The 21,324-nt window shown below is 70.6% G+C and carries 19 protein-coding genes; 11 read left to right on the top strand and 8 right to left on the bottom strand.

All coding sequences use genetic code 11. From position 1 onward, the window contains the following. Window positions 1-16: 16 nt before the first annotated feature. Window positions 17-1,570, top strand: a complete 1,554-nt coding sequence (locus ACFQRI_RS18100; RefSeq protein ID WP_380670085.1) for a GMC family oxidoreductase — start codon at window positions 17-19, stop codon at window positions 1,568-1,570. 171 nt (window positions 1,571-1,741) lie between these two features. Here the strand turns inward: ACFQRI_RS18100 and ACFQRI_RS18095 are convergent, their stop codons facing one another. Further along, entirely contained in the window at window positions 1,742-2,293 is a 552-nt protein-coding gene (locus ACFQRI_RS18095; protein WP_380670083.1) for a helix-turn-helix domain-containing protein, read from the bottom strand. A gap of 55 nt (window positions 2,294-2,348) precedes the next feature. Between ACFQRI_RS18095 and ACFQRI_RS18090 the strand changes: the two genes are divergently transcribed. Then, on the top strand, window positions 2,349-3,512 hold the full coding sequence (locus tag ACFQRI_RS18090) for a benzoate/H(+) symporter BenE family transporter (protein WP_380670081.1): 1,164 nt from the start codon (window positions 2,349-2,351) through the stop codon (window positions 3,510-3,512). Between the two features lie 37 nt (window positions 3,513-3,549). Then, the gene (locus ACFQRI_RS18085) at window positions 3,550-4,440 is read left to right on the top strand and encodes a TIGR03619 family F420-dependent LLM class oxidoreductase (protein WP_380670079.1); all 891 of its coding nucleotides are present in this window, start codon (window positions 3,550-3,552) and stop codon (window positions 4,438-4,440) included. A 143-nt stretch (window positions 4,441-4,583) separates the two neighbouring features. Here ACFQRI_RS18085 and ACFQRI_RS18080 read toward each other — a convergent pair whose 3' ends face one another. Further along, window positions 4,584-5,219 (bottom strand): cyclase, encoded by a 636-nt coding sequence (locus tag ACFQRI_RS18080; RefSeq protein WP_380670077.1) that lies wholly within the window; start codon window positions 5,217-5,219, stop codon window positions 4,584-4,586. 332 nt (window positions 5,220-5,551) lie between these two features. Between ACFQRI_RS18080 and ACFQRI_RS18075 the strand changes: the two genes are divergently transcribed. From ACFQRI_RS18075 to ACFQRI_RS18055, 5 genes are all read left to right on the top strand, one after another. Next, complete coding sequence (locus tag ACFQRI_RS18075) at window positions 5,552-6,226, top strand: HAD family hydrolase (RefSeq protein WP_380670075.1); 675 nt, start codon at window positions 5,552-5,554, stop codon at window positions 6,224-6,226. After that, window positions 6,223-7,248: a phosphotransferase family protein gene (locus tag ACFQRI_RS18070; protein WP_380670073.1), complete on the top strand. Its 1,026-nt coding sequence runs from the start codon at window positions 6,223-6,225 to the stop codon at window positions 7,246-7,248. Before ACFQRI_RS18075 ends, ACFQRI_RS18070 begins: the two co-directional genes overlap by 4 nt. Continuing rightward, a complete protein-coding gene (locus ACFQRI_RS18065; protein WP_380670071.1) occupies window positions 7,248-8,456 on the top strand; it encodes an acyl-CoA dehydrogenase family protein in 1,209 nt (402 codons plus the stop codon). The genes ACFQRI_RS18070 and ACFQRI_RS18065 overlap by 1 nt, the downstream gene beginning before the upstream one ends. 147 nt (window positions 8,457-8,603) lie before the next feature. Beyond that, window positions 8,604-9,359: a 3-oxoacyl-ACP reductase FabG gene (gene fabG, locus ACFQRI_RS18060; protein WP_380670069.1), complete on the top strand. Its 756-nt coding sequence runs from the start codon at window positions 8,604-8,606 to the stop codon at window positions 9,357-9,359. A gap of 76 nt (window positions 9,360-9,435) precedes the next feature. After that, window positions 9,436-9,888, top strand: coding sequence for a MaoC family dehydratase (locus ACFQRI_RS18055; RefSeq protein WP_380670067.1), 453 nt, complete (start codon window positions 9,436-9,438; stop codon window positions 9,886-9,888). A 54-nt stretch (window positions 9,889-9,942) separates the two neighbouring features. Here ACFQRI_RS18055 and ACFQRI_RS18050 read toward each other — a convergent pair whose 3' ends face one another. The 5 genes from ACFQRI_RS18050 to ACFQRI_RS18030 all read right to left on the bottom strand — a co-directional run bounded on the left by ACFQRI_RS18050 (window position 9,943) and on the right by ACFQRI_RS18030 (window position 15,435). After that, on the bottom strand, window positions 9,943-11,499 hold the full coding sequence (locus ACFQRI_RS18050; protein ID WP_380670065.1) for an AbgT family transporter: 1,557 nt from the start codon (window positions 11,497-11,499) through the stop codon (window positions 9,943-9,945). 103 nt (window positions 11,500-11,602) lie between these two features. Continuing rightward, window positions 11,603-12,190 (bottom strand): TetR/AcrR family transcriptional regulator, encoded by a 588-nt coding sequence (locus ACFQRI_RS18045; RefSeq protein ID WP_380670063.1) that lies wholly within the window; start codon window positions 12,188-12,190, stop codon window positions 11,603-11,605. Between the two features lie 42 nt (window positions 12,191-12,232). Next, window positions 12,233-13,003: an SDR family oxidoreductase gene (locus tag ACFQRI_RS18040; RefSeq protein WP_380670061.1), complete on the bottom strand. Its 771-nt coding sequence runs from the start codon at window positions 13,001-13,003 to the stop codon at window positions 12,233-12,235. After that, the gene (locus ACFQRI_RS18035; protein ID WP_380670059.1) at window positions 12,996-13,748 is read right to left on the bottom strand and encodes an SDR family oxidoreductase; all 753 of its coding nucleotides are present in this window, start codon (window positions 13,746-13,748) and stop codon (window positions 12,996-12,998) included. Before ACFQRI_RS18035 ends, ACFQRI_RS18040 begins: the two co-directional genes overlap by 8 nt. 28 nt (window positions 13,749-13,776) lie before the next feature. Beyond that, complete coding sequence (locus ACFQRI_RS18030) at window positions 13,777-15,435, bottom strand: AMP-binding protein (protein ID WP_380670319.1); 1,659 nt, start codon at window positions 15,433-15,435, stop codon at window positions 13,777-13,779. A gap of 161 nt (window positions 15,436-15,596) precedes the next feature. Here ACFQRI_RS18030 and ACFQRI_RS18025 point away from each other — a divergent pair, with 161 nt between their 5' ends. Next, the gene (locus ACFQRI_RS18025; protein WP_380670057.1) at window positions 15,597-16,184 is read left to right on the top strand and encodes a DNA-binding protein; all 588 of its coding nucleotides are present in this window, start codon (window positions 15,597-15,599) and stop codon (window positions 16,182-16,184) included. Window positions 16,185-16,218: 34 nt separating this feature from the next. Beyond that, on the top strand, window positions 16,219-16,875 hold the full coding sequence (locus ACFQRI_RS18020; protein WP_380670055.1) for an RES family NAD+ phosphorylase: 657 nt from the start codon (window positions 16,219-16,221) through the stop codon (window positions 16,873-16,875). A gap of 110 nt (window positions 16,876-16,985) precedes the next feature. Here ACFQRI_RS18020 and ACFQRI_RS18015 read toward each other — a convergent pair whose 3' ends face one another. Then, the gene (locus ACFQRI_RS18015; protein ID WP_380670317.1) at window positions 16,986-17,978 is read right to left on the bottom strand and encodes a TerC family protein; all 993 of its coding nucleotides are present in this window, start codon (window positions 17,976-17,978) and stop codon (window positions 16,986-16,988) included. 681 nt (window positions 17,979-18,659) lie between these two features. On the opposite strand from ACFQRI_RS18015, the gene ACFQRI_RS18010 reads away from it, so the two are divergent. Then, a complete protein-coding gene (locus tag ACFQRI_RS18010) occupies window positions 18,660-21,323 on the top strand; it encodes an alpha/beta fold hydrolase (protein ID WP_380670315.1) in 2,664 nt (887 codons plus the stop codon). The last annotated feature ends 1 nt before the right edge of the window (window position 21,324 follow it).

The raw sequence follows: 21,324 nt of genomic DNA, 5'->3' as shown, positions 1-21,324 counted from the left end.
AAGGATTAGTTGAACCATGACCGATCAGTTCGACTACGTCGTGGTGGGCGGCGGCAGCGCGGGTGCCGCGGTCGCGGCCCGGCTGTCGGAAGACCCGAACACCACCGTCTGCCTGCTCGAAGCGGGACCGTCCGATGTGGGCGACGGCAACGTCCTCGAGCTCAAGAAGTGGATGGCGCTGCTGGAGTCCGGTTACGACTGGGACTACCTGATCGAGCCGCAGGAGAACGGCAACTCGTTCATGCGGCACGCCCGGGCCCGCGTGCTCGGCGGCTGCTCCTCGCACAACTCCTGCATCGCCTTCTGGGCGCCAGCCGAGGACCTCGACGAGTGGGAGTCGATGGGCCTGCCGGGTTGGGGCAGCAAGGACGTCTACCCGCTGTACGAGCGGCTGGAGACCAACGACGGCGAGGGCGACCACCACGGCCGCAGCGGCCCGGTGAACATCCGCACCGTGCCGCCGAACGACCCGACCGGCCGCGCGCTGCTGGAAGCCTGCGCGGCGCAGGGCATCCCGACCACCCAGTTCAACTCGGGCAGCACGGTCACCAACGGCGCCAACTTCTTCCAGATCAACGCCAAGGAGGACGGCACCCGCTCGTCCTCGTCGGTGTCCTACCTGCACCCGATCATGGACCGGCCGAACCTGGAGATCCGCACCAACGCCTGGGCCAAGAAGGTCGACTTCGACGGCAATCGCGCGACCGGCGTGCAGTACCTCGACGAGGACCAGATCCACACCCGCTCGGTCACCGCGCGCAAGGAGGTCGTGCTGTCCACCGGCGCGATCGACACGCCGAAGCTGCTGATGCTCTCGGGCATCGGCCCGGCCGAGCACCTGCGCGAGTTCGGCATCGACGTGCTGGTCGACTCGCCCGGCGTCGGCTCCACGCTGGAGGACCACCCCGAGGGCGTCATCAGCTGGGAGGCCAAGAAGCCGATGGTGCAGGACTCCACCCAGTGGTGGGAGATCGGCATCTTCACCCAGACCGAGGACGGCCTGGACCGCCCGGACCTGATGTTCCACTACGGCTCGGTGCCCTTCGACATGCACACCGTGCGCCAGGGCTACCCGACCTCGGAGAACTCGTTCTGCCTGACGCCGAACGTCACCCGCGCGCGCTCGACCGGCACCGTGCGGCTGCGCAGCCGGGACTTCCGGGACAAGGCCAAGGTCGACCCGAAGTACTTCACCGACCCGGACGGCCACGACATGCGGGTGATGACCGAGGGCATCAAGCTGGCCCGCAAGATCGTCGCGCAGTCGCCGATGCAGGAGTGGGCCGGCGAGGAGCTCTTCCCCGGCAAGGACGTGCAGACCGACGACGAGATCGCCGACTACATCAAGCGCACGCACAACACCGTGTACCACCCGGCGGCGTCCTGCCCGATGGGCCCGGACGACGACAGCATCAAGCCGCTGGACGCGCGGCTGCGGGTCAAGGGCGTGCAGGGGCTGCGCGTGGCCGACGCCTCGGCGATGCCGTTCCTGGTGACGGTCAACCCGAACATCACCACGATGGCCATCGGCGAGAAGTGCTCGGACATGCTCAAGGAGGACAACGCCTGAGCGCGTTCCCGACCAGGTGAAGAGCGCGTCCGGCGCAGCCGCGCGCCCTTCACCTCCCCCACCCGGCACCGCAGCGCACCCCGACGCGACGCGGCGCCGGTCCCCCGCGAAGAGGCCCTCCGGTCCCCCGTCCCGGAGGGCCTCTTCGGCATCTCGCCCTCGCGCTGCCGCTCACGGGTAGCGCATCACCAGCGTGGCGACGACGTCGCCCTCGGGTGCCTGGTACACGTGCTCGCCGGTGCCCTCGAAGCGGATGTAGTCGCCGGCGCCGAGCGTCCGCGGCTCCGATCCGGGACCCACCACCAGCGTTCCGGAGTGCACCAGGATCTGCTCGATCACCCGCGGCCGGTGCGCGCCTGAGACGTAGCGCGAGCCCGCTCGCACGTGCAGCCGGTAGATCTCCAGGCGCTGCCCGCCCTCCTCGACGCGGTCCATCAGCTCGACGTCGACGGTCTGCCCGGACAGGTCGGCCGCGCCGGCTCTGCTGACCACCACGGGCCGGTCGATGTCGGTGGTCTCGGCGATCAGCAGCCAGCCCAGCGGTACGTCGAGGACCCCGGCCAGCGCGTAGAGCGTCTCCAGCGTCGGGTTGCGGCGACCGGCCTCCAGCTCGGACAGGGTGCCCTTGCCGATTCCCGCGCGGCGGGCCACCTCGGACAGCGACAAGCCGTGCTGCGAGCGCGCCGCCTTGAGGTTGTCCCCGACGACCTTGACCAGCTCCACCTGTACCTCCTAGCATCCTTCCGTTCCACATGCAGAACGGATGGTCCGGGTTCGGATGCACCCACGTCTCCGCACCGCTTCGGCCTCGACGATCGCAGCGGGATCGATCACCACGCTGGTCGGAGTCGTGAGCTCGGCGGCCATCGTCTTCCAGGCAGCCCGCGCGGTCGGCGCCGGTCCGGCCGAGATCGCCTCGTGGATCTTCGCACTGGGCCTGGGCATCGGTGTCACCTCGATCGCGCTGTCCTGGCGCTACCGGGCGCCCGTGGTGCTGGCCTGGTCAACGCCCGGTGCGGCGCTGCTGGCCAGCAGCGGCCACGGTATCTCGCTCTCGCAGGCGGTGGGCGCCTTCCTGCTCGCCTCCGCGCTGACCGTGCTGGTCGGGGCGACCGGGTGGTTCGAGCGCGCGGTCAACCTGATCCCGGCCTCGATCGCGGCCGCGCTCCTCGGCGGCGTGCTGCTGCGCTTCGGGCTGGAGCTGTTCACCACCATGCGGGAGCGGTTCTGGCTGGTCGCGCTGATGCTGCTGGGGTACCTGCTGGGCAAGCGCTACCAGCCGCGCTACGCGGTGCTGCTGGCGCTGGTGATCGGGGTGGTGGGCACCGCGGCGACCGGAACGCTGCGGCTGGGCCAGGTCGACCTGGCGCTGGCGACCCCGGTGCTGACCTGGCCCAGCTGGTCGGCGCACTCGGTGATCGGACTGGCCGTACCGCTGTTCGTGATCACCACGACCTCGCAGAACCTGCCCGGGGTGGTGACGCTGCGCGCCCACGGCTACACCACGCCGATCTCCCCGGTGCTGTCCTGGACCGGAGCGGCGAACTTCGCGCTCGCCCCGCTGGGCTGCTTCGGCATCAACCTCGCGGCCATCACCGCCGCGCTGGCGATGGGCCCCGAGGCCCACGAGGACCCGGCGCAGCGCTACAAGGCGGCGATCACCTCCGGCTGCTGGTGGCTGCTGCTCGGCGTGTTCGGCGCGACCCTGGCCAGCCTGATCGCGGCCTTCCCAGTCGCTCTGGTGGCCGCGCTGGCCGGGATCGGCCTGCTGGACACCATCGGGTCCTCGCTGGCCAACGCCACCGAGAACGCGAGCGGACGATTACCGGCGCTGATCGCCTTCCTGGTCACCGCCGCCGACGTCACCGCCTTCGGGATCGCCTCGGTGTTCTGGGGGCTGGTCGCCGGCGTCGCCGCGCACCTGCTGCTGCGCGGCGAGTAGTTGCCCGGGTCGAACGGCGTCCGAGAGGATGGCGATCATGCGCCTCGGGTTGGCACTGCCGCAGATCGGACCGCACGCGAACACCGAGCGGATCGCGGAGGTCGCGGCGAGAGCCGAGGCGCTCGGCTACGAGAGCCTGTGGGTGGGCGACCGGCTGCACGCCGCCGACGAGCCCAAGACCTCGTACCCGGGCCCGGCGGGGATGCCGTCGCAGCAGCGCACCAGCCTCGATCCGCTGCTGGTGCTGACCGTGGCCGCGACCGCGACATCCTCGGCGCTGCTGGGCACCAGCACGCTGAGCGCCCCGCTGCGGGCGCCGATCCAGCTGGCCCGCAGCCTGGCGGGGCTGGACCGGCTCAGCGGAGGCAGGCTCATCGCCGGCTTCGGGTTGAGCTGGTTGCGCGACGAGTACGAGGCCGCGGGGGTTCCGTGGACCGAGCGCGGCGCGCGGCTGGACGAGACGCTCGACGCGCTCGCCGAGCTGTGGGGCCCGGACCCGGTGTGCTTCGACGGGCGGTTCAGCAGCATCAGCAGGGGAACCTTCCAGCCGAAACCGCAGCAGCAGCCGGTGCCGATCTACCTCGGCGGCGCCTCCCCCGCTGCGCTGCGCCGCGCGGGCCGGCGCGCCGACGGCTGGCTGGGCGTACCGATGCCCGTCGACGCGCTGCGGCACGTGCTGGCCAGCATCGACGACCAGGCTCGCGCGGTCGGGCGCGGACCGGTCGCCACCGCCATCCGGATCAACCCGACCATCCAGGACCTGCCCACCGGCATCCCCGGCGTGGGCCCGATCGACGACCTGGTGGCCTACCTGCGCTCGCTGGCCGACCTGGGCGTCGCCGACGCCTTCGTCGACCTGCAGCTCACCACCGAGGACACCGATTCCCTCCTGCGCACCGCCGAGGACATCCGCACCGCCTTCCCCTGACCCCTCGAAGAACAAGGGAATTCGGACGGCCGAATTCTAGGGTTTTCGAAGTTCGACGGATCCGGTGTCGCGCTGCTGGGGGAATGGAGGACGGCGGGGGGCGATCCGGCGGGACGTGGCCCTCGCCGGATCGCCCTCGGCGGTCAGCTGATCGTGGTCGTGGTCAGCACCGGGTTGGGGTTGGGGTAGCAGGCGCTCGGGACGTCGACGTCGCCGACCAGCGAGGAGACGACCGCGGTGAAGGTCAGACCCGGGTCGTCGTAGCTGGTGCCGGCGAGCTTGGACTCGATCGCGCCGGAATCGCCGGCGGTGAGGTGCACGGTGACCGTGGGCAGCTCGAACTCGCTACCGCCGGCGATCGGCCCGTCGAAGTGCAACGTGGCCACGCCGCCGTCCACGGTGAACGTCGGCGGGTTCTCGCCCAGGTTGGAGCCGCCCTCCAGGTCGGCCGAGACGTAGGTGGAGTTGGCCGGGACCGGGATCTTGAGGTCGAAGTCCCGGACCTCCTCGACGGTGTTGCCGTTGACCTCCCCCGGGACGGTGTTGACGGCCGGGTCCACCACGATGTCGAAGGCCGCGCCGGGCGCGACGGTCTCCGGTGCGGTGACGTCGGTGGTCTGCTGCAGGCTGAACTGCTCCGCACCGAGCGGGCTGTCGCCCTGGCAGTCGAAGTTGATGTCGAACGTGGCGGCCATCGCCTGCGGGGTGAAGGCGAGCGCGGCGACGGCGACCAAGGCCGTCGCGGTCACGGCGCGCTTCCCACCAAGGACGGACTTCATTGGCCTCTCCTCACATCGGTGAAAATGAAAGGTTCTGGCCGCGCGGCGATTTCGCAAACTACCGACGAGTAAAATTGGCGTCAACGACACCGGACATTACCGGCATTCCCAACTTTGACGCAGCGTCGCGGAAATCCCGCGCCGAGCGGAGGGCAACCGCCGGGCCGGTGAGACCGCTTGCTCCTCGCGCGCGCCGACCGGCAGACCCAGCCCTGCGACGACCACGGGCGGTGAGCGCTGCGCGGCGGGCGAGCAACCCCGACATCACCCCCACGCGCGGGGGACGCTCGGGTCTAGCGCTCCATACCGTCTAGTCGGTACGGTACTGGGTCATGGGTTCCAGCGACGCCGCTCCCACCGTCCGCGCGGTCATCTTCGACTACGGCGGAGTGCTGACCACGCCGACGCGCGAATCCATCCAGGCCTGGCTGGCCGAGGACGGGATCCGGCCGGAGACCTTCTCCGCCGCCCTCAAGGAGTGGCTCTCGCGCAAGGCCCCGCAGGGCACCCCGGTGCACAAGCTGGAGACCGGTGAGATCACCCCCGCGGAGTTCAACGAGACGCTCGCCGCCCGCCTGCGCACCCACGACGGCTCCCCCGTGGACCCCACCGACCTGCTGGGCAAGCTCTTCGCCCGGATGCGACCGGACCCGGCGATGCTGGACCTGGTCAGCCAACTTCGCGGCAGCTGCGTGCGCACCGCGCTACTGTCCAACAGCTGGGGGAACAACTACCCGTGGGAGGACCTGGACGGGTTGTTCGAGTTCGCGGTCATCTCCAGCGAGGTCGCGCTGCGCAAGCCCGACCCGCGCATCTACCGGCTGGCTCTGGAGCGGCTCGGGCTGGCCGCCCAGCAGACCGCGTTCGTCGACGACGGCGCTCCCAACATCGAAGCGGCGCAGCAGCTGGGCATGCGCGCCGTGCTGCACACCGACCCGGCCGATACCCGCGCGCAGCTCGCCGAGCTGTTGCCCGCGGGGACCGTCCCGCAGGAGGAGAACCGATGACCGATGAACTGCCCGGCCTCGACCTGGGCAAGCTGCGCGCCCACCTCGACGTGGAGCGGCCCGGGCTGGTCCGCGGCCAGCTCACCGGTGAACTGGTGCAGGGCGGCCGGTCGAACCTGACCTACCTGGTCGGCGACGGCGCGTCGCAGTGGGTGGTGCGCCGCCCGCCGCTCGGGCACGTGCTGGCCACCGCGCACGACATGAGCCGCGAGCACACCGTGCTCTCCGCGCTGGCCGGCAGCAGCGTCCCGGTGCCGCGCACCGAGCTGCTCTGCCGCGACGAGGAGGTCATCGGCGCACCCTTCTACGTGATGGACTACGTGCCCGGCACCGTCTACCGCAGCCCCGAGCAGACCGAGCGGCTCAGCGAGCCCGCGCGCGGCGAGCTGGCCGGGCAGCTCGTGGACGTGCTGGCCGACCTGCACACCATCGACCCCGCCTCGGTGGGGCTCGGCGAGTTCGGCCGGCCGGAGGGCTTCCTGCAGCGCCAGGTCAAGCGCTGGCGCAAGCAGCTGGAAGCCTCGACCAGCCGCGAGGTCCCCGGGATCGAGCAGCTGGCCGAGCGGCTCGCCTCCTCGGTGCCCGAGACCCGGCGCAACGGCATCGTGCACGGCGACTACCGGCTGGACAACGTCATCGTCGACGACGCGCAGAACATCGTCGCGGTGCTGGACTGGGAGATGGCCACCGTCGGCGATCCGCTCACCGACCTGGGCATCCTCGCGGTCTACTGGGAGGGATTCAGCGGGATCTCGGACAACCCGATCGCCAAGGGCGTCGGGCCGGAGTACGGCTTCCCGTCGGCGCGCGAGCTGCTGGAGCGCTACGGCGCGCGCAGCGAGCTCGACCTGTCCGCTCTGGACTGGTACATCGCCTTCGGCTACTTCAAGATCGCGGTGATCCTGGAGGGCATCCACTACCGCTTCATCCACAACCAGACCGTCGGCGAGGGCTTCGACCACGTGGGGGCTCTCGTCGCGCCGCTGGTCGCGCAAGGCCTGGCCACACTCGAGGAGGCGTAATGGAGTTCGAATTCGACGCGAAGACCGAGGAGCTGCGCGGGCGGCTGCTCGAGTTCATGGACTCGCACATCTACCCCGCCGAGCCGGTGTTCGCCGAGCAGCTGGCCGCCGCGGGCGACTGGCCGGGCGAGACGCCGATCATGGAGGAGCTCAAGGCCGAGGCCCGCGAGCGCGGGCTGTGGAACCTCTTCCTGCCCGGGGAGCACGGCGCCGGGCTGACCAACCTGCAGTACGCGCCGCTGGCCGAGATCATGGGCCGGTCCGGCAAGCTCGCGCCGGAGGCCACCAACTGCGCCGCGCCGGACACCGGCAACATGGAAGTGCTGGCCATGTTCGGCAACGAGCAGCAGCGCAAGCAGTGGCTGCAGCCGCTGCTCGACGGCGAGATCCGCTCCGCTTTCTGCATGACCGAACCCGAGGTCGCCTCCTCGGACGCCACCAACATCGGCACCCGCATCGAGCGCGACGGCGACCACTACGTGATCAACGGGCGCAAGTGGTTCTCCTCCGGGGCCATGAGCCCGCGGGCGAAGATCCTGATCGTGATGGGCAAGACCGCCCCGGACGCCGAGCGGCACCGCCAGCAGTCGCAGATCCTGGTGCCCAAGGACACCCCGGGCGTCGAGGTCCGCCGCAGCATGCACGTCTTCGGCTACACCGACAACGACCACGGCGGGCACGCCGAGATCGTGTTCAACGACGTTCGGGTGCCCGCGGAGAACATCATCGCCGGCGAGGGCGAGGGCTTCGCCATCGCCCAGGCCCGGCTCGGTCCCGGCCGCATCCACCACTGCATGCGCGCGATCGGCATGGCCGAGCGGGCGCTGGAGATGATGTGCCGCCGGGCCAACGAGCGGGAGGCCTTCGGCAAGCCGCTGGCCGAGCAGGGCGTCGTCCAGCACTGGATCGCCGAGTCGCGGGTGAAGATCGAGCAGGCGCGGCTGCTGGTGCTCAAGACCGCCTGGCTGATGGACACCGTCGGCAACCAGGGCGCGCACACCGAGATCCAGGCGATCAAGGTGGCGGTGCCGGAGATGACCACCTGGGTCATCGACCGGGCCATCCAGGCGCACGGCGGTGGCGGGGTGAGCCAGGAGTTCCCGCTGGCCGAGCTCTACGCCCACGCCCGCACGCTGCACATCGTCGACGGGCCGGACGAGGTCCACCGCCGCTCGCTGGCCCGCCGCGAGCTGCGCAAGCACAAGTAACCCCGCGGGCGCGAGCCCGTTGAACCCACCGGACCCCCGCTCCGGGACGGTCGAATTCCCTCGAAATCGCCGGGACGAATTCGAGGGAATTCGACCAGAACTCACCGGGTCGGGGGACGCACATCGAGAACCTGGCAAGGAGTAGCAATGGCAGACAGTCGTGTCGCGATCGTCACCGGTGCCGCCCGAGGGATCGGTGCGGCCACCGCCAAGCGGCTCGCCGCCGACGGCCACGCCGTCGCGGTCGTCGACCTGGACGAGAACGCCTGCGCCGACACGGTCTCGGCGATCGAGGCCGCCGGCGGCAAGGCCCTGGCGGTGGGCTGCAACGTCGGCGACGCCGACCAGGTGCAGGCCGCCGTGGACCGCGTCGCCGCCGAGCTCGGCGGCCCGACCGTGCTGGTCAACAACGCCGGCGTGCTGCGGGACAACCTGCTGTTCAAGATGTCCGAGGAGGACTGGGACACGGTCATGACCGTGCACCTGCGCGGTTCGTTCCTGATGGCGCGCGCGGTGCAGAAGCACATGGTCGAGGCCAAGTTCGGCCGGATCATCAACCTGTCGTCGACCTCCGCGCAGGGCAACCGCGGCCAGGCCAACTACTCCACGGCCAAGGCGGGCCTGCAGGGCCTGACCAAGACGCTGTCGATCGAGCTGGGCAAGTTCGGCATCACCGCCAACGCCATCGCCCCCGGCTTCATCCAGACCGACATGACCAAGGCGACCGCCGAGCGGGTCGGGATGAGCTTCGAGGACTTCAGCAACGCCGCGGTCAGCCAGATCCCGGTCGCCCGGCCCGGCAACCCCGACGACATCGCCAACGCGGCGTCGTTCTTCGCCGACGAGCGCTCCGGGTTCGTCTCCGGCCAGGTCCTCTACGTCGCCGGCGGCCCGAAGGACTGACGTCCGACCGCGGGGCGGCGTGCCACCGAACCGCCGCCCCGCGGCACCTTCTCCCCCTGACCAACGGAGGTACTCGGTGAAGGTCTTCTCCAGCAAGCAGGAGATCCTGGACGCCAAGGGCGAGACCCTGGGCACCAGCGACTGGCTGACGATCACGCAAGAGCAGGTCAACACGTTCGCCGACGCGACCCACGACCACCAGTGGATCCACGTCGACCTGGACAAGGCCGCCGAGGGCCCGTTCGGCGGACCGATCGCGCACGGCTTCCTGACGCTGAGCCTGCTGCCCAAGCTCAACTCGGAGACCTACAAGGTCGACAACGCCAGGATGGGCATCAACTACGGCCTGAACAAGGTCCGCTTCCCCAGCCCGGTGCCGGTGGGCGCGCGGGTGCGGGCCACCAACGAGCTGATCGACGCCACCGAGATCGAGGGCGGCCTGCAGCTGACGGTCAAGGCCACCGTCGAGATCGAGGGATCCGACAAACCGGCCTGCGTCGCGGAGTTCCTCTCCCGCGTCCTGTTCTGAGGCACGGGAAGTTCGGCCGGGAATCGCGCGACCGCGCGGCTCCCGGCCGAACCGCTATCGGCCGACGTGGATGCCCATCCCGGGCCCCAGCGGCAGGTCGGCGAAGTAGAAGACCGTCATGATCAGCGCCCACAGCAGCCAGAACGGCACGACGAAGGGCATCATCCGCGCGACCAGGGTCCCGATCCCGGCTCCCGGCTCGTAGCGGCGCACGTAGCCCAGCAGCACGATCATGTACGGGTTCAGCGGCGTCATGATCTGCGTCGCCGAGTCGCCCACGCGGAAGACCGCCTGCGCGAAACCGGGTTCGAAGCCGATCAGCACGAACATCGGCACGAACACCGAGGCCATCAGGGTCCACAGGCTCGAACCCGAGATGATGAACAGGTTGAGCACCGAGGCGAGCACCATGAACCCGAGGAACGCCGGGTAGCCGTCCAGGTGCATCGCCCGCAGCAGGTCCGCGCCCGACACCGCGACCAGCGAACCGAGGTTGGTCCAGTTGAACAGCGCGATGAACTGCCCGAGCATGAACGCCAGCACCAGGAACCCGGACAGCTCGCGCAGCGCCTGCGCCATCAGCAGGGGCACGTCGCCGGCCCGCCGCACCGTGCCGACCAGCGCGCCGTAGACGATGGCCGGCACCGCGAACCCGATGAAGATCAGCGTGGTCACCGAGTCCAGCAGCGGCGACTCCGGGAGGAACCCGCCGCTGGAGTTCTGCAGCGGCGAGTGCGGCCACAGCGCCAGCAGCAGCACCAGCGCGGCGGTGACCAGGAAGGCCAGGCCCGACCAGATCAGCCCGCGCCGCTCGGCGGGCTCCAGGCCCAGCGCCGTGCTCGGTTCCTGCTCGGGCTCGACGACCTCGCTGGGCACGCCGGTGCGCCACAGGCGCGGCTCGATGATCCGGTCGATGAGCACACCGGCCAGCAGGCCCAGCAGCACCGCCGAGACCGCGTTGAAGTAGTAGTTCGACACCGGGTTGACCACCGTGCCCGGGTCGGGCAGCACCGCGGCGACCTCGTTGCTGATGCCGGAGAACAGCGCGTCCAAGCTGGTCACCACGATCGACGTGGAGTACCCGGCACCGGCCGCGGCGAACCCGCCGAGCAGGCCCGCGACCGGGTGCCTTCCCGCGGCCTTGAACACCAGCGCGGCCAGCGGCGGCAGGATGATCATCGAGGAGTCGGCCATCACGCTGGCGCTCACGCCGACCAGCCCGAGGGCGTAGGGCAGCACCCAGCGCGGCGACCCGCCGATGCTGCCCCTGATCACCGCGGTCAGCAGGCCCGAGCGCTCGGCCAGCCCGACCGCGAGCATGATCGTGACGACGGTCTCCAGCGGCGGGAAACCGATGAAGTTCTCCGCCATCCCGGTGAACAGGAACTCCAGTCCCTCACCGGTGAACGCGCCGCGCACCGGTGTCGCGGCGTCGTCGCCCGGAATGGTCACCGACACGCCGAACCACGAGATCGCGGTCGAGAGCACGGCCACGACCAGGAACAGCAGACCGAAGAGCAGGAACGGTTCGGGCAGCTTGTTGCCCGCGCGCTCGATCAGGTTCAGCACCCGGTCGAGGCGGGTCTGCCGCGCCGCTCGGATCTCGCTCATGGCTCACTCCCCGGCTTCGACGAAAGAGCTCGCCGCAGCAAACCTTTTCGACACCGCGGGCACAAGCACCGGCCGCGGAACGCAACACGACCGAAAGCAGCGGTTACTTGCGCAACGCGTCCAGCAGCAGGTCGGCGAAGTGCTCGCCGACCTCGGCACCGGTGAGCTTGCCGTCCTGGCGGAACCAGGTCCCCAGGTGGTGCACCGCGCCGAAGAAGTAGTCCACCACCAGATCGGGCGACTTGTCGGTGCGGAAGACCCCGTCGCGCTGGCCTTCCTCGATCAGCGCGCAGACCTTCTCGTGGTAGCGGCGGCGCTCGGCGCGCACCTCGGCCTGCTTGTCCGGGTGCAGCAGGTGCATCGAGCGGAAGAAGATCACCGTGTCGTCCAGGTTGGCCGCGGTGGTGGCCACCACGTCTGCGGCCACCGCGTGCAGCCGTTCCTGGACCGGTTCGCGGCTCTCGGCGGCCTTGTCCAAGCGGGACTTCTGGTCTCGCAGCACCCTGGCGTAGATCTCGTAGAGCAGGTCGTCCTTGGACCCGAAGTAGTGGTACATCGCGCCCTTGGTGACGCCCGCCGCGTCGACGATCTGCTGCACCGAGGTCGTCTCGAAGCCGTTCTCGGCGAACAGCCGCGTCGCCGCGGCCAGCAACCGCTGCGGAACCGATTCCTCGCCCGCCGAGCGAGCCATGCGCAAACCCCTCCCTGTCCGGATCCCCGTAGGGTATCGGGCCTACTGCTCGATCTTGCGCTGCAACTTGCGCATCCCGGCCTGCCACTTCTCCGGGTGCGCGGCGCGCAACGCGTAGTAGTCGGCGACCTCGGGGTGCGGCAGGATCAGGAACTCCTCACCCCCCAGCTTCCCGGCCACCAGCTCGGCGACCTGCTCGGGGTCGATCGCCTCCGGCCCGAGCAGCGCCTTGCCGGCATCGCCGCTGCTGGCGAGCATGTTGGTGCGCACGCCCTGCGGGCACAGCGCCTGCGCGGTGATGCCCTTGTCCCGGTAGGTGATCGCCAGCCACTCGGCGTGCGCGACCGCGGCGTGCTTGGTCACCGAGTAGGGGGCGGCCTGCAGCATGGTGAGCAGACCGGCGGCCGAGGCGGTGGCCAGGAAGTGCCCCCGACCGCGCTCGACCCAGTGCGGCAGCAGCGCGCGGGCGGCCCGCACGTGCGCCATCACGTTGATCTCCCAGGTGTCGGCCCACGCGCCCTCGTCGCAGCCGGAGCCGCCGGTGATGCCGGCGTTGGCGCAGTAGACGTCGACGCGACCGTGCTCGCCCATCGCCGCCTCGACCAGCCCGGCCACGCCTGCCTCGGAGGCCGCGTCACCGGGCACGGCGAGGCCGCCGACCTCCCCGGCGACCGCTCGCACGCCCTCGGCGTCGACGTCGCCGAGCACGAGCTTCGCGCCGCGCTCGGCGAAGTTGCGCGCCATCGCGGCACCGATGCCGTTCCCGGCACCGGTGATCACCACGACCTCGTTCTCCAGCCGCACCTCACACACCGCCCTTCAGCGTGACGCCGCCGTCGAGGGTGAGGATCTGGCCGGTGATCCAGGAGGCCTCCTCGGAGAGCAGGAACGCCGAGGCGCCGGAGATGTCCGAGGGCACGCCCAGCCGTTGCATCGGGTACCCGGCGGCGACCTCGTCCTCCTTGTCCTCGTAGAGCGCGGTGGCGAACTGGGTCTTGACCACCGCCGGGGCGATGGCGTTGACCCGCACCTTCGGACCCAGCTCGACGGCGAGCTCCTGGGTCATGTGCGCCAGCATCGCCTTGGTCGCGCCGTAGAAGCCGATGCCCGGCGCGGGGCGCAGCCCGGCCACCGAGCAGACGTTGAGCACCGAGCCGCCGTGCTCGGCCATCCCGGCGCGGTAGACCTTCTGGGTCCACGACAGCGCGGCCAGCACGTTGACCTCGAAGGTCTTGCGCGCGATTCCGTGGTCGAGCTCGACCAGCGGACCGTAGGCCGGGTTGATCCCGGTGTTGTTGACCAGCAGGTCCACCCGGCCGAAGGCCTCCTCGGCCTTGGCGATCGCCTCGGCCTGGTGCTCCTCGTCGTCGGCCTTGCCGGGCACGCCCAGCGCGTTGCCGGAGCCGAGGCCCTCGACGGCCTCGGCCAGCGGTTCGGGCTTGCGCGCGGTCAGCACGACCTTGGCGCCCTCGGACACCAGGCGCTCGGCGATGGCCAGACCGATGCCGCGGCTGGCACCGGTCACGATCGCCACTCGGCCGTCGAAACGCTTGCTCATGGGTTCGCTGCAACCTTTCGGGAGGGGTTCACTTCGCGGCGTCGCGCAGTTCGCGGCGCAGGATCTTTCCGGTAGCGGTCTTGGGCAGCTCGTCGAGGACGTCGATGCTGCGCGGGTACTTGTAGGCGGCCAGCTGCGCCTTGCAGTGCTCGACGAGCTCCTCGGCGGTGGCGCTGGCCCCGCGCGCCAGGCTGACGAAGGCCTTCACGGTCTCGCCCCGGTAGGCGTCCGGCACGCCGACCACGGCCGCTTCGCGCACCGCGGGGTGGCCGTAGAGCACGTCCTCGACCTCGCGCGGCCAGACCTTGAAGCCGGAGGCGTTGATCATGTCCTTCTTGCGGTCGACCACGTAGAACCAGCCCCGGGGGTCCATGAAACCGACGTCGCCGGTGTGCAGCGCGCCGTCGCGGATGCCCTGCGCGGTCTCCTCGGGCTTGTTCCAGTAGGACGGCACGACCATCGGCCCGTCGATGACGATCTCACCGATCTCCCCCGCGGGCAGGTCGGCCCCGTTCTCGTCGACGATGCGCAGCACCGTGTTGTGCGTGGGGACGCCGACGCTGAGCGTGCCGGAGTCCTCGTCGACCGGGGCCTCCTGGCCGATGGGGACCGACGTCGCGGTCGCCGTGGTCTCGGTGAGCCCGTAGCCGTTGCGGATGTAGTGGCCGAAGCGCCGGCGGAAGTCCTCGACCACCGCCGAGGGCAGCGGCGCACCACCGGAGTTGACCATCACCAGCGAGGCGAAGTGGTCGCGCGTGACGTCGGGGTGGTTCATCAGCGCCATGTAGGCCGTGGATGGGCCGACCATGAAGCAGGGGCGGTGCTCGGCCAGCGCGTCGAGCACCACTCCGGGCTCGAAGCGGTAGGCCAGGTCCAGCTGCCTGCCCGCGGCCAGCGAGCCCGCGAACTGCAGGACCAGCCCGGTGATGTGGAACAGCGGTGCCAGCGCGAAGATCCCGCCGGGCCCCCGGTCCTCCAGGCGCACCCGCATGCCCTCGGCGTTGAACACGACGTTGGCGTGGGTGTTGGTGGCGCCCTTGGGAACTCCGCTGGTGCCCGAGGTGTAGACCAGCAGGGCGATGTCCTCTCCGGAGATCGCCACCGCCGGTGCCGGACCGCCGTGCGCCCGCGCCACCGACAGCAGGTCGGCGCAGCCCGCGGCGGGCGCGCGCTCGGAGCCGGCGAACAGCCGCTGGTCGTGCCGGCTCTGCAGGTCGAGCTCGCTGGTGGTGATGGCGATGTCGATGCCGAGTTCGCGGGCCACGCCGCCGAGCACCTCGTGCCAGCCCTTCTCGGAGGACACCACCGCGACCGGGGTGGCATCGCCGAGGATCTTGGTCAGCTCGCGCAGGCGGTACATCGGGTTGAGCGGCACCACGATCGCCCCGGCCTTCCAGCCCGCGAGCACCGCGATCGAGAACTGCGGCACGTTCTGCAGGTAGACCGCCATCCGGTCGCCGCGGGACAGCCCTCGCTCGACGAGGTAGCGCGCCAACCCGCTGCTGAGCTCGTCGAGCTCGGCGAAGCTCAGGCCGCCGTCGAAGTAGGTCAGCGCCGTCCCGCGCGGGTCGTCGCGCACGGTCGCGGCGAACACGTCGAGCATGTTGTCGAACCGCGGCTCGATCTCGGCGGGCGAATCGTCGTCGTAGAGGGCCTTCCACGGCCGCTCGTCGTACACGCTGCCCAACACGCCACCTCCACGTTGAGACCGACCAGTCGGTACGTTCAGTCAACGGCCCGAGCCCGGCCACGTCAAGACCCCGCCTCGTTCGCCCCATCCGTCACTCGCGCCTCACCCGTGCGCACGAATCCGCACACCTGCTGCACGTGAAGCGCTAGAATGCCCGCATGTCGTCAGCCGCGCTGGAGAACGTCCTGGCCCGCGCCGGGCTCAAGGTCACGGCAGGCGAGTTCCTGTCCCTGGTCGAGGACGCGGCCAAGCGGCTGACCTCGCCCCAGGCCGACCCGGCCGCGCACTTCACCGCCGAGGAGCGCCAGGCGCTCAGCGATACCGGCCTGGACCTGACCGAGCTCGGCAGCACCGAGGCCGATCCCCGCGCGCGCACCGTCGCCGAGCAGGCCGTGCTGCGCGACACCGCGCTGTCGGTCCAGCAGGCCGCCGAGCACATCGGCGTGGACAGCAGCCGCATCCGGCACCGCATCGGCGAGCACCGGCTGATGGGCTGGAAGGACCGCGGCGGCTGGCGGCTGCCCGCCTGGCAGTTCGGCGAGTCCGACGTGCTGCCCGGCTTGGAGGCCGTGCTGCCCTGGCTCCCCGGCGACCAGCCCGCGCTGGTCCTGGCGAACTTCATGACGACGCCGCAGGAGGACCTGGAGGTCGGCGGGAAACCGGTGAGCCCTCGCGAGTGGCTGCTGGCCGGTGGCGATCCGCAGCGAGTGGCCGAGCTCGCCGCCACCATCGGCACCCCCGCCTGACGACCCCGCACCCCACCGAGCCCACAGGACCTCCATGGCACGGCTCCCCCAGCCGCCCGCACCTGCTGCTCTGCAGGCCATCCTGCGCCGCACCGAGGACGTCATCGCGGTTCCCGCGGGCACCAGGCTGGCGCGCGTGTTCACCGCGGGCGGCAGCCACCCGCAGCGGTGGAACAGCTTCCGCTACGCCGGGCCGCTGCCGCACGCGCGGTTCGACCCGCACCTGCCCAATTCGCAGGGCGGCCCGACGGTGACCCGCGAGCACGGGGTGCTGTACTTCTCGATGTCGGTGCGCACCTGCATCGCCGAGGTCTTCCAGGCCACCTCCACAGTGGACCGCAGCACGCGCAGCCCGCACCTGGTGATCTTCCGGGCGCACCGCACCCTGCGCCTGCTCGACCTGACCGGGCTGTGGCCCACCAGGGCCGGCGCCTCGCAGGCGATCAGCAGCGGCCCGAAGACCCGCTCGCAGGCGTGGGCGCGCGGCATCCGCGCGGCCTACCCCGAGCTCGACGGGCTCTGGTACCGCTCGTCGATGGACGCGGGCAATCCCTCGCTGTGCCTGTGGGACCCGCCGGGAACCACGGCGCTGCCTGCCGAGCCGGACGTGCTGCTGCCGCTGAACCACCCCGGCCTCGACGTCCCGCTGGGACGCGTGTGCCAGGAGCTCAGCTACACCCTGCTGGACTGAGGGGAGCCCTTCAGGCGCTCTCGGGTCGCGACCCGCCCGCAGCCGTCGGTCCCGAACGCGAGCGCGCCCTCCCGGACGACCCGGGAGGGCGCGCTGCGAATCGCGAGGGCTCAGGCCTTGTTCGGCTCCGAGTCCGCGTCGTTCTCGGCCGCGGCGATGGCCGCGTCCTTCTTGGACTTGGCGAGGCTCGCCCAGGTGGTGATGGCCAGCACGACCACGATCACGCCCAGCGACATCCAGTTGTTGATGTCCAGCCACTCCGGAACCGCGTGGTACTCGTGCAGCGCGTGGATGACCAGCTTGATGCCGATGAAGCCGAGGATGACCGCCAGACCCACCGACAGGTAGACCAGCTTGTCGACCAGACCGCCGAGCAGGAAGTACAGCTGTCGCAGGCCCATCAGGGCGAAGGCGTTGGCGGCGAAGACCAGGAAGGGGTCCTGGGTGATGCCGAAGATCGCCGGGATCGAGTCCACCGCGAACAGCAGGTCGGCGCTGCCGATGGCCACGATGACCACGAACATCGGCGTCAGGTAGCGCTTGCCGTCGATCTTGGTCGTGGACTTCGAGCCGTGGTAGTCGTCGGTCACCGGGAAGAACTTGCGCACCCAGCGGACCACGGCGTTCTCGTGGTACTCCTCGTCCTCGTCCTTCTTGCGGACCATGCTGATCGCGGTCCAGATCAGGAAGCCGCCGAAGACGAAGAAGATCCACACGAACTTCGCGATCAGCGCGGCGCCGACCGCGATGAAGATGCCGCGCATCACCAGCGCCAGCAGGATCCCGATCAGCAGCACGCGGTGCTGGTGGATCGTGGGCACCGCGAAGCTGGACATGATCACCATGAAGATGAACAAGTTGTCCACGCTCAGCGAGTACTCGGTGATGTAACCGGTGAAGTACTCGATGGCGAAGTGCGCATCGCCGAACAGCCAAACACCGAGGCCGAACAGGATCGCGCAGCCGATGTAGAAGGTGACCCACTTGGCGGCCTCGCCGGTGGTCACCTCGTGCGGTTTGCGGTCAACGATGACCAGGTCGAGAAGGAGCAGAACGGCCAGACCGCCGAGCGTGGCGAACCACACCCACAGCGGCACGTGCATCGTGTCGACGGCGGACTGCGCGGGTTGTGCTGCGCGCAGCATCTGGTCGGCACCCATGGATCACCTCCGGTTCAGGGCGTACACGTCCGGGACCGGAGGTCTCTTCCGCCGATCAGTCCGATCGACCGGCAGTACCGGGCTCGCTGATGCAAGTTCCGTGATGACGACACCGCCGCGAAGGAATACTCCCCTCCACCACGCCAAGATTGTCACTTATGCCCAGGCGCAAAAGCCAGGCAGGGGTGACCACCGGCACCGCCGTGCACGGATCGAACCTATGCGGCATCCCCGATCACAGCAATCTCGACACTCCCGACTAGCCCGTCCGGCCGATTGCGACACGGCCGACGCGGCTCGATGCTGGGCAACAGCACCCGTTCCGGCGTGGCGCACATCACCGGCCGACCGACTACGCACGGTGAGCGAAAGCACATCATCACTTGCCGGATTGCACTTTGGTCTCTGCTTCATAAGCTTCTCGTCTTCCCGCGCGGTTGCGGCCGACCCGGACCGCCTCGGTCACCTACTGTCGGAGGCGTGTCCACCTCCCCCCGTCGCCGCACCGGCCTGGTCCTGCTCGCCCTGATCTGCGTGGCGCTCGTCGCGCTCGGGGCGCTGCTGTGGACCGGCCAGGTGCGCTCGCAGCCCGAGACGCCTTCGGCGCCGAAGCCGCGAGAAGCGATGGTCGACGTGCTCGACGGGCCGAACCACCAGCAGCGGGTGCAGATCGACGTCACGCTCTACGCACCGGTGGAGACCCCGGCCCCGACGATCCTGCTGGCGCACGGCTTCGGCGGCAGCAAGGCCGACACCGCCGCGCAGGCCCGCGAGCTGGTCGGCCGCGGGTTCGCGGTGCTGACCTACTCCGCGCGCGGATTCGGCCGCAGCACCGGCGAGATCGCGCTCAACGACCCGGACTACGAGGTCTCCGACGCCAGCCAGCTGCTGGACTGGCTCGCCCGGCAGCCGGAGGTGCAGCGCGATTCCGACGGCGACCCGCGGATCGGCGTCACCGGTGCCTCCTACGGCGGCGCGCTGGCGCTGATGCTGGCCGGCGAGGATCCGCGGGTGGACGCGATCGCGCCGGTGATGACCTACAACGACCTCGGCCAGGCCCTGCTGCCCAACAACGCCTCGCGGCAGCCCTTCCGCGGGACGACCCCGGCCGACAGCGCGCAGAGCTCGGGCGGGGTGTTCAAGCAGACCTGGGCGGGCATGCTGTTCGCCGCGGGCGGCGCGCCGCGCGAGCCCGCCGAGCGACCGCAGCGGTTCGGCCCCGGACCGGCTCCCGCGCAGCAGTCGTTGACCTGCGGGAACTTCACCGCGCAGGTGTGCGCGGCCTACTCCGACATCGCCCAGGACGGCAAGGCCGACCAGCGCACCCGCGCGCTGCTGGACCGGGTCTCGCCGAAGTCCTACAACGACGACGTCAACGTGCCGACGCTGCTGGTGCAGGGCGAGAAGGACACCTTGTTCGGCCTGGACCAGGCCGATGCCAACGCCCGCCAGATCGGAGCCGACGGCGACAAGGTCAAGACCGTGTGGTTCGCCGGCGGTCACGACGCGGGCCCACCCGGCCCCGAGGTGCACGGGCGCGTCGCCGACTGGTTCGCCTTCCACCTCGGCGGCGTCGCCCCGGTGCCCGACCCCGGCACCGGGTTCCAGTTCGACATCGCCGGCCGCCCGCAGCGCGACGGCGACGTGCCGGTGCGCACCATGACCTCGCCCAGCTACCCGGGCGTGGCCTCCACCCGCACCCCGCGCTACCAGCTGGACCTCGGCGGCGCCCCGACCCCGGTGATCAACCCGCCGGGCGGGTCCCCGGCGGCGACCACCTCGCTGCCCGGCGCGGGCGAGGTGCTCGACGCGGCGGGCAGCCTCGGCCAGACCCTGCCGCGGGACCTGCCCGGCCAGGTCGCCACGTTCAGCACCGAGCCGCTGGACTCCCCGCTGACGATCTCGGGCACCCCGCGCACGACGCTGGCCGTCTCGACGGTGCCGGGGCAGCCCACGACCTCGGAAGCGGTGCTGTTCGCCAAGCTCTACGACGTCGCCCCGGACGGCCAGCGCAGGTTGCTGGGCAACGCGGTCTCCCCGATGCGGGTCGACGGGCTGCCCGCCAACGGCCGACCGGTCGAGGTCAACGTCTCGCTGCCGGGCCTGGTGCACCCGGTGGAGACCGGGCACCGCCTGGAACTGGCGGTCTCGACCACCGACCAGGCCTTCGCGCTGCCGGACCAGGCCTCGGTGCACCGCGTCGCGCTGGCCGGCGACCGGCAGCTGTCGGTGCCCTCGGTGCACGCCACCGCCTCCAGTGCCAGCGGCCTGCCGGTGGCGCCGCTGGTCGGCATCGGGCTGGTGCTCGCGCTGGTGCTGCTGGTGTGGTTGCTCTCGCTGATCCGGCGGCGCTTCCACGACCAGGTCGACCCGCAGCTGGCCGACACGCCCCTGGCCATCACCGGCCTGCACAAGTCCTACCCGGGCAAGAAGGCCGCGGTGGCCGACCTGTCGATGCGGGTCGAGCGCGGCCAGATCGTCGGGCTGCTCGGCCCCAACGGCGCGGGCAAGACCACCGCGCTGCGGATGATGCTGGGCCTGCTGCGCCCGAGCAAGGGCGAGATCCGGCTGTTCGGGCACCGTCTCGGCGCCGGTTCGCCCGCGCTGTCGCGCGTCGGCGCGCTGGTGGAGGCGCCCGGCTTCTTGCCGCACCTGTCCGGCCTGGACAACCTGCGCTACTACTGGGCCGCCACCGGCCGCCCGATGCTGCAGTCCCACCTCGACGAGGTGCTCCAGATCGCCGGCCTGGACACCGCGGCCAAGCGCAAGGTGCGCACCTACAGCCAGGGCATGAAGCAGCGGTTGGCCATCGCCCAGGCCATGCTGGGCCTGCCGGAGCTGCTGGTGCTCGACGAACCCACCAACGGTCTCGACCCGCCGCAGATCCACCGGATGCGCGAGATGCTGCGGCGCTACGCCTCCACCGGGCGTTCGGTGCTGGTCTCCAGCCACCTGCTCAGCGAGGTCGAGCAGACCTGCACGCACGTGGTCGTGATGCACAGCGGGACGGTGGCCGCGGCGGGCACGGTCGAGGAGATCACCGCGATCGACGGCGAGGTGACCTTCGTGGTCGACCAGCCGCGGGCGGCGGCCACGGCGCTGAACACCGTCGAGGGGCTCGGCAGGGTGGAGGTCGAGGGCACCCAGGTGCACGTCGACCTCGCCGGGCACCAGGCCGCCGTGCTGGTGGCCGTGCTGGTCGACGCCGGCGTCGCGGTGCACCAGGTGGGGCCGCGACGACGTTTGGAGGACGCTTTCTTGCAGCTCGTCGGGGAGGACAAGCGGTGAA

Origin of the sequence: Saccharopolyspora griseoalba, from assembly GCF_042665275.1 — a bacterium.
GTDB classification, from domain to species: domain Bacteria; phylum Actinomycetota; class Actinomycetes; order Mycobacteriales; family Pseudonocardiaceae; genus Saccharopolyspora; species Saccharopolyspora griseoalba.
This window is presented reverse-complemented; position numbering and strand designations above follow the sequence as displayed.

What these genes read in the sequence shown, in the direction of transcription:
- ACFQRI_RS18100 (WP_380670085.1), top strand. Translation starts at nt 17, where the DNA reads ATGACCGATCAGTTCGACTACGTCGTGGTGGGCGGCGGCAGCGCGGGT.
- ACFQRI_RS18090 (WP_380670081.1), top strand. Translation starts at nt 2,349, where the DNA reads ATGCACCCACGTCTCCGCACCGCTTCGGCCTCGACGATCGCAGCGGGA.
- ACFQRI_RS18085 (WP_380670079.1), top strand. Translation starts at nt 3,550, where the DNA reads ATGCGCCTCGGGTTGGCACTGCCGCAGATCGGACCGCACGCGAACACC.
- ACFQRI_RS18080 (WP_380670077.1), bottom strand. Translation starts at nt 5,219, where the DNA reads ATGAAGTCCGTCCTTGGTGGGAAGCGCGCCGTGACCGCGACGGCCTTG.
- ACFQRI_RS18075 (WP_380670075.1), top strand. Translation starts at nt 5,552, where the DNA reads ATGGGTTCCAGCGACGCCGCTCCCACCGTCCGCGCGGTCATCTTCGAC.
- ACFQRI_RS18070 (WP_380670073.1), top strand. Translation starts at nt 6,223, where the DNA reads ATGACCGATGAACTGCCCGGCCTCGACCTGGGCAAGCTGCGCGCCCAC.
- ACFQRI_RS18065 (WP_380670071.1), top strand. Translation starts at nt 7,248, where the DNA reads ATGGAGTTCGAATTCGACGCGAAGACCGAGGAGCTGCGCGGGCGGCTG.
- fabG (WP_380670069.1), top strand. Translation starts at nt 8,604, where the DNA reads ATGGCAGACAGTCGTGTCGCGATCGTCACCGGTGCCGCCCGAGGGATC.
- ACFQRI_RS18050 (WP_380670065.1), bottom strand. Translation starts at nt 11,499, where the DNA reads ATGAGCGAGATCCGAGCGGCGCGGCAGACCCGCCTCGACCGGGTGCTG.
- ACFQRI_RS18045 (WP_380670063.1), bottom strand. Translation starts at nt 12,190, where the DNA reads ATGGCTCGCTCGGCGGGCGAGGAATCGGTTCCGCAGCGGTTGCTGGCC.
- ACFQRI_RS18035 (WP_380670059.1), bottom strand. Translation starts at nt 13,748, where the DNA reads ATGAGCAAGCGTTTCGACGGCCGAGTGGCGATCGTGACCGGTGCCAGC.
- ACFQRI_RS18025 (WP_380670057.1), top strand. Translation starts at nt 15,597, where the DNA reads ATGTCGTCAGCCGCGCTGGAGAACGTCCTGGCCCGCGCCGGGCTCAAG.
- ACFQRI_RS18020 (WP_380670055.1), top strand. Translation starts at nt 16,219, where the DNA reads ATGGCACGGCTCCCCCAGCCGCCCGCACCTGCTGCTCTGCAGGCCATC.
- ACFQRI_RS18015 (WP_380670317.1), bottom strand. Translation starts at nt 17,978, where the DNA reads ATGCACGTGCCGCTGTGGGTGTGGTTCGCCACGCTCGGCGGTCTGGCC.
- ACFQRI_RS18010 (WP_380670315.1), top strand. Translation starts at nt 18,660, where the DNA reads ATGGTCGACGTGCTCGACGGGCCGAACCACCAGCAGCGGGTGCAGATC.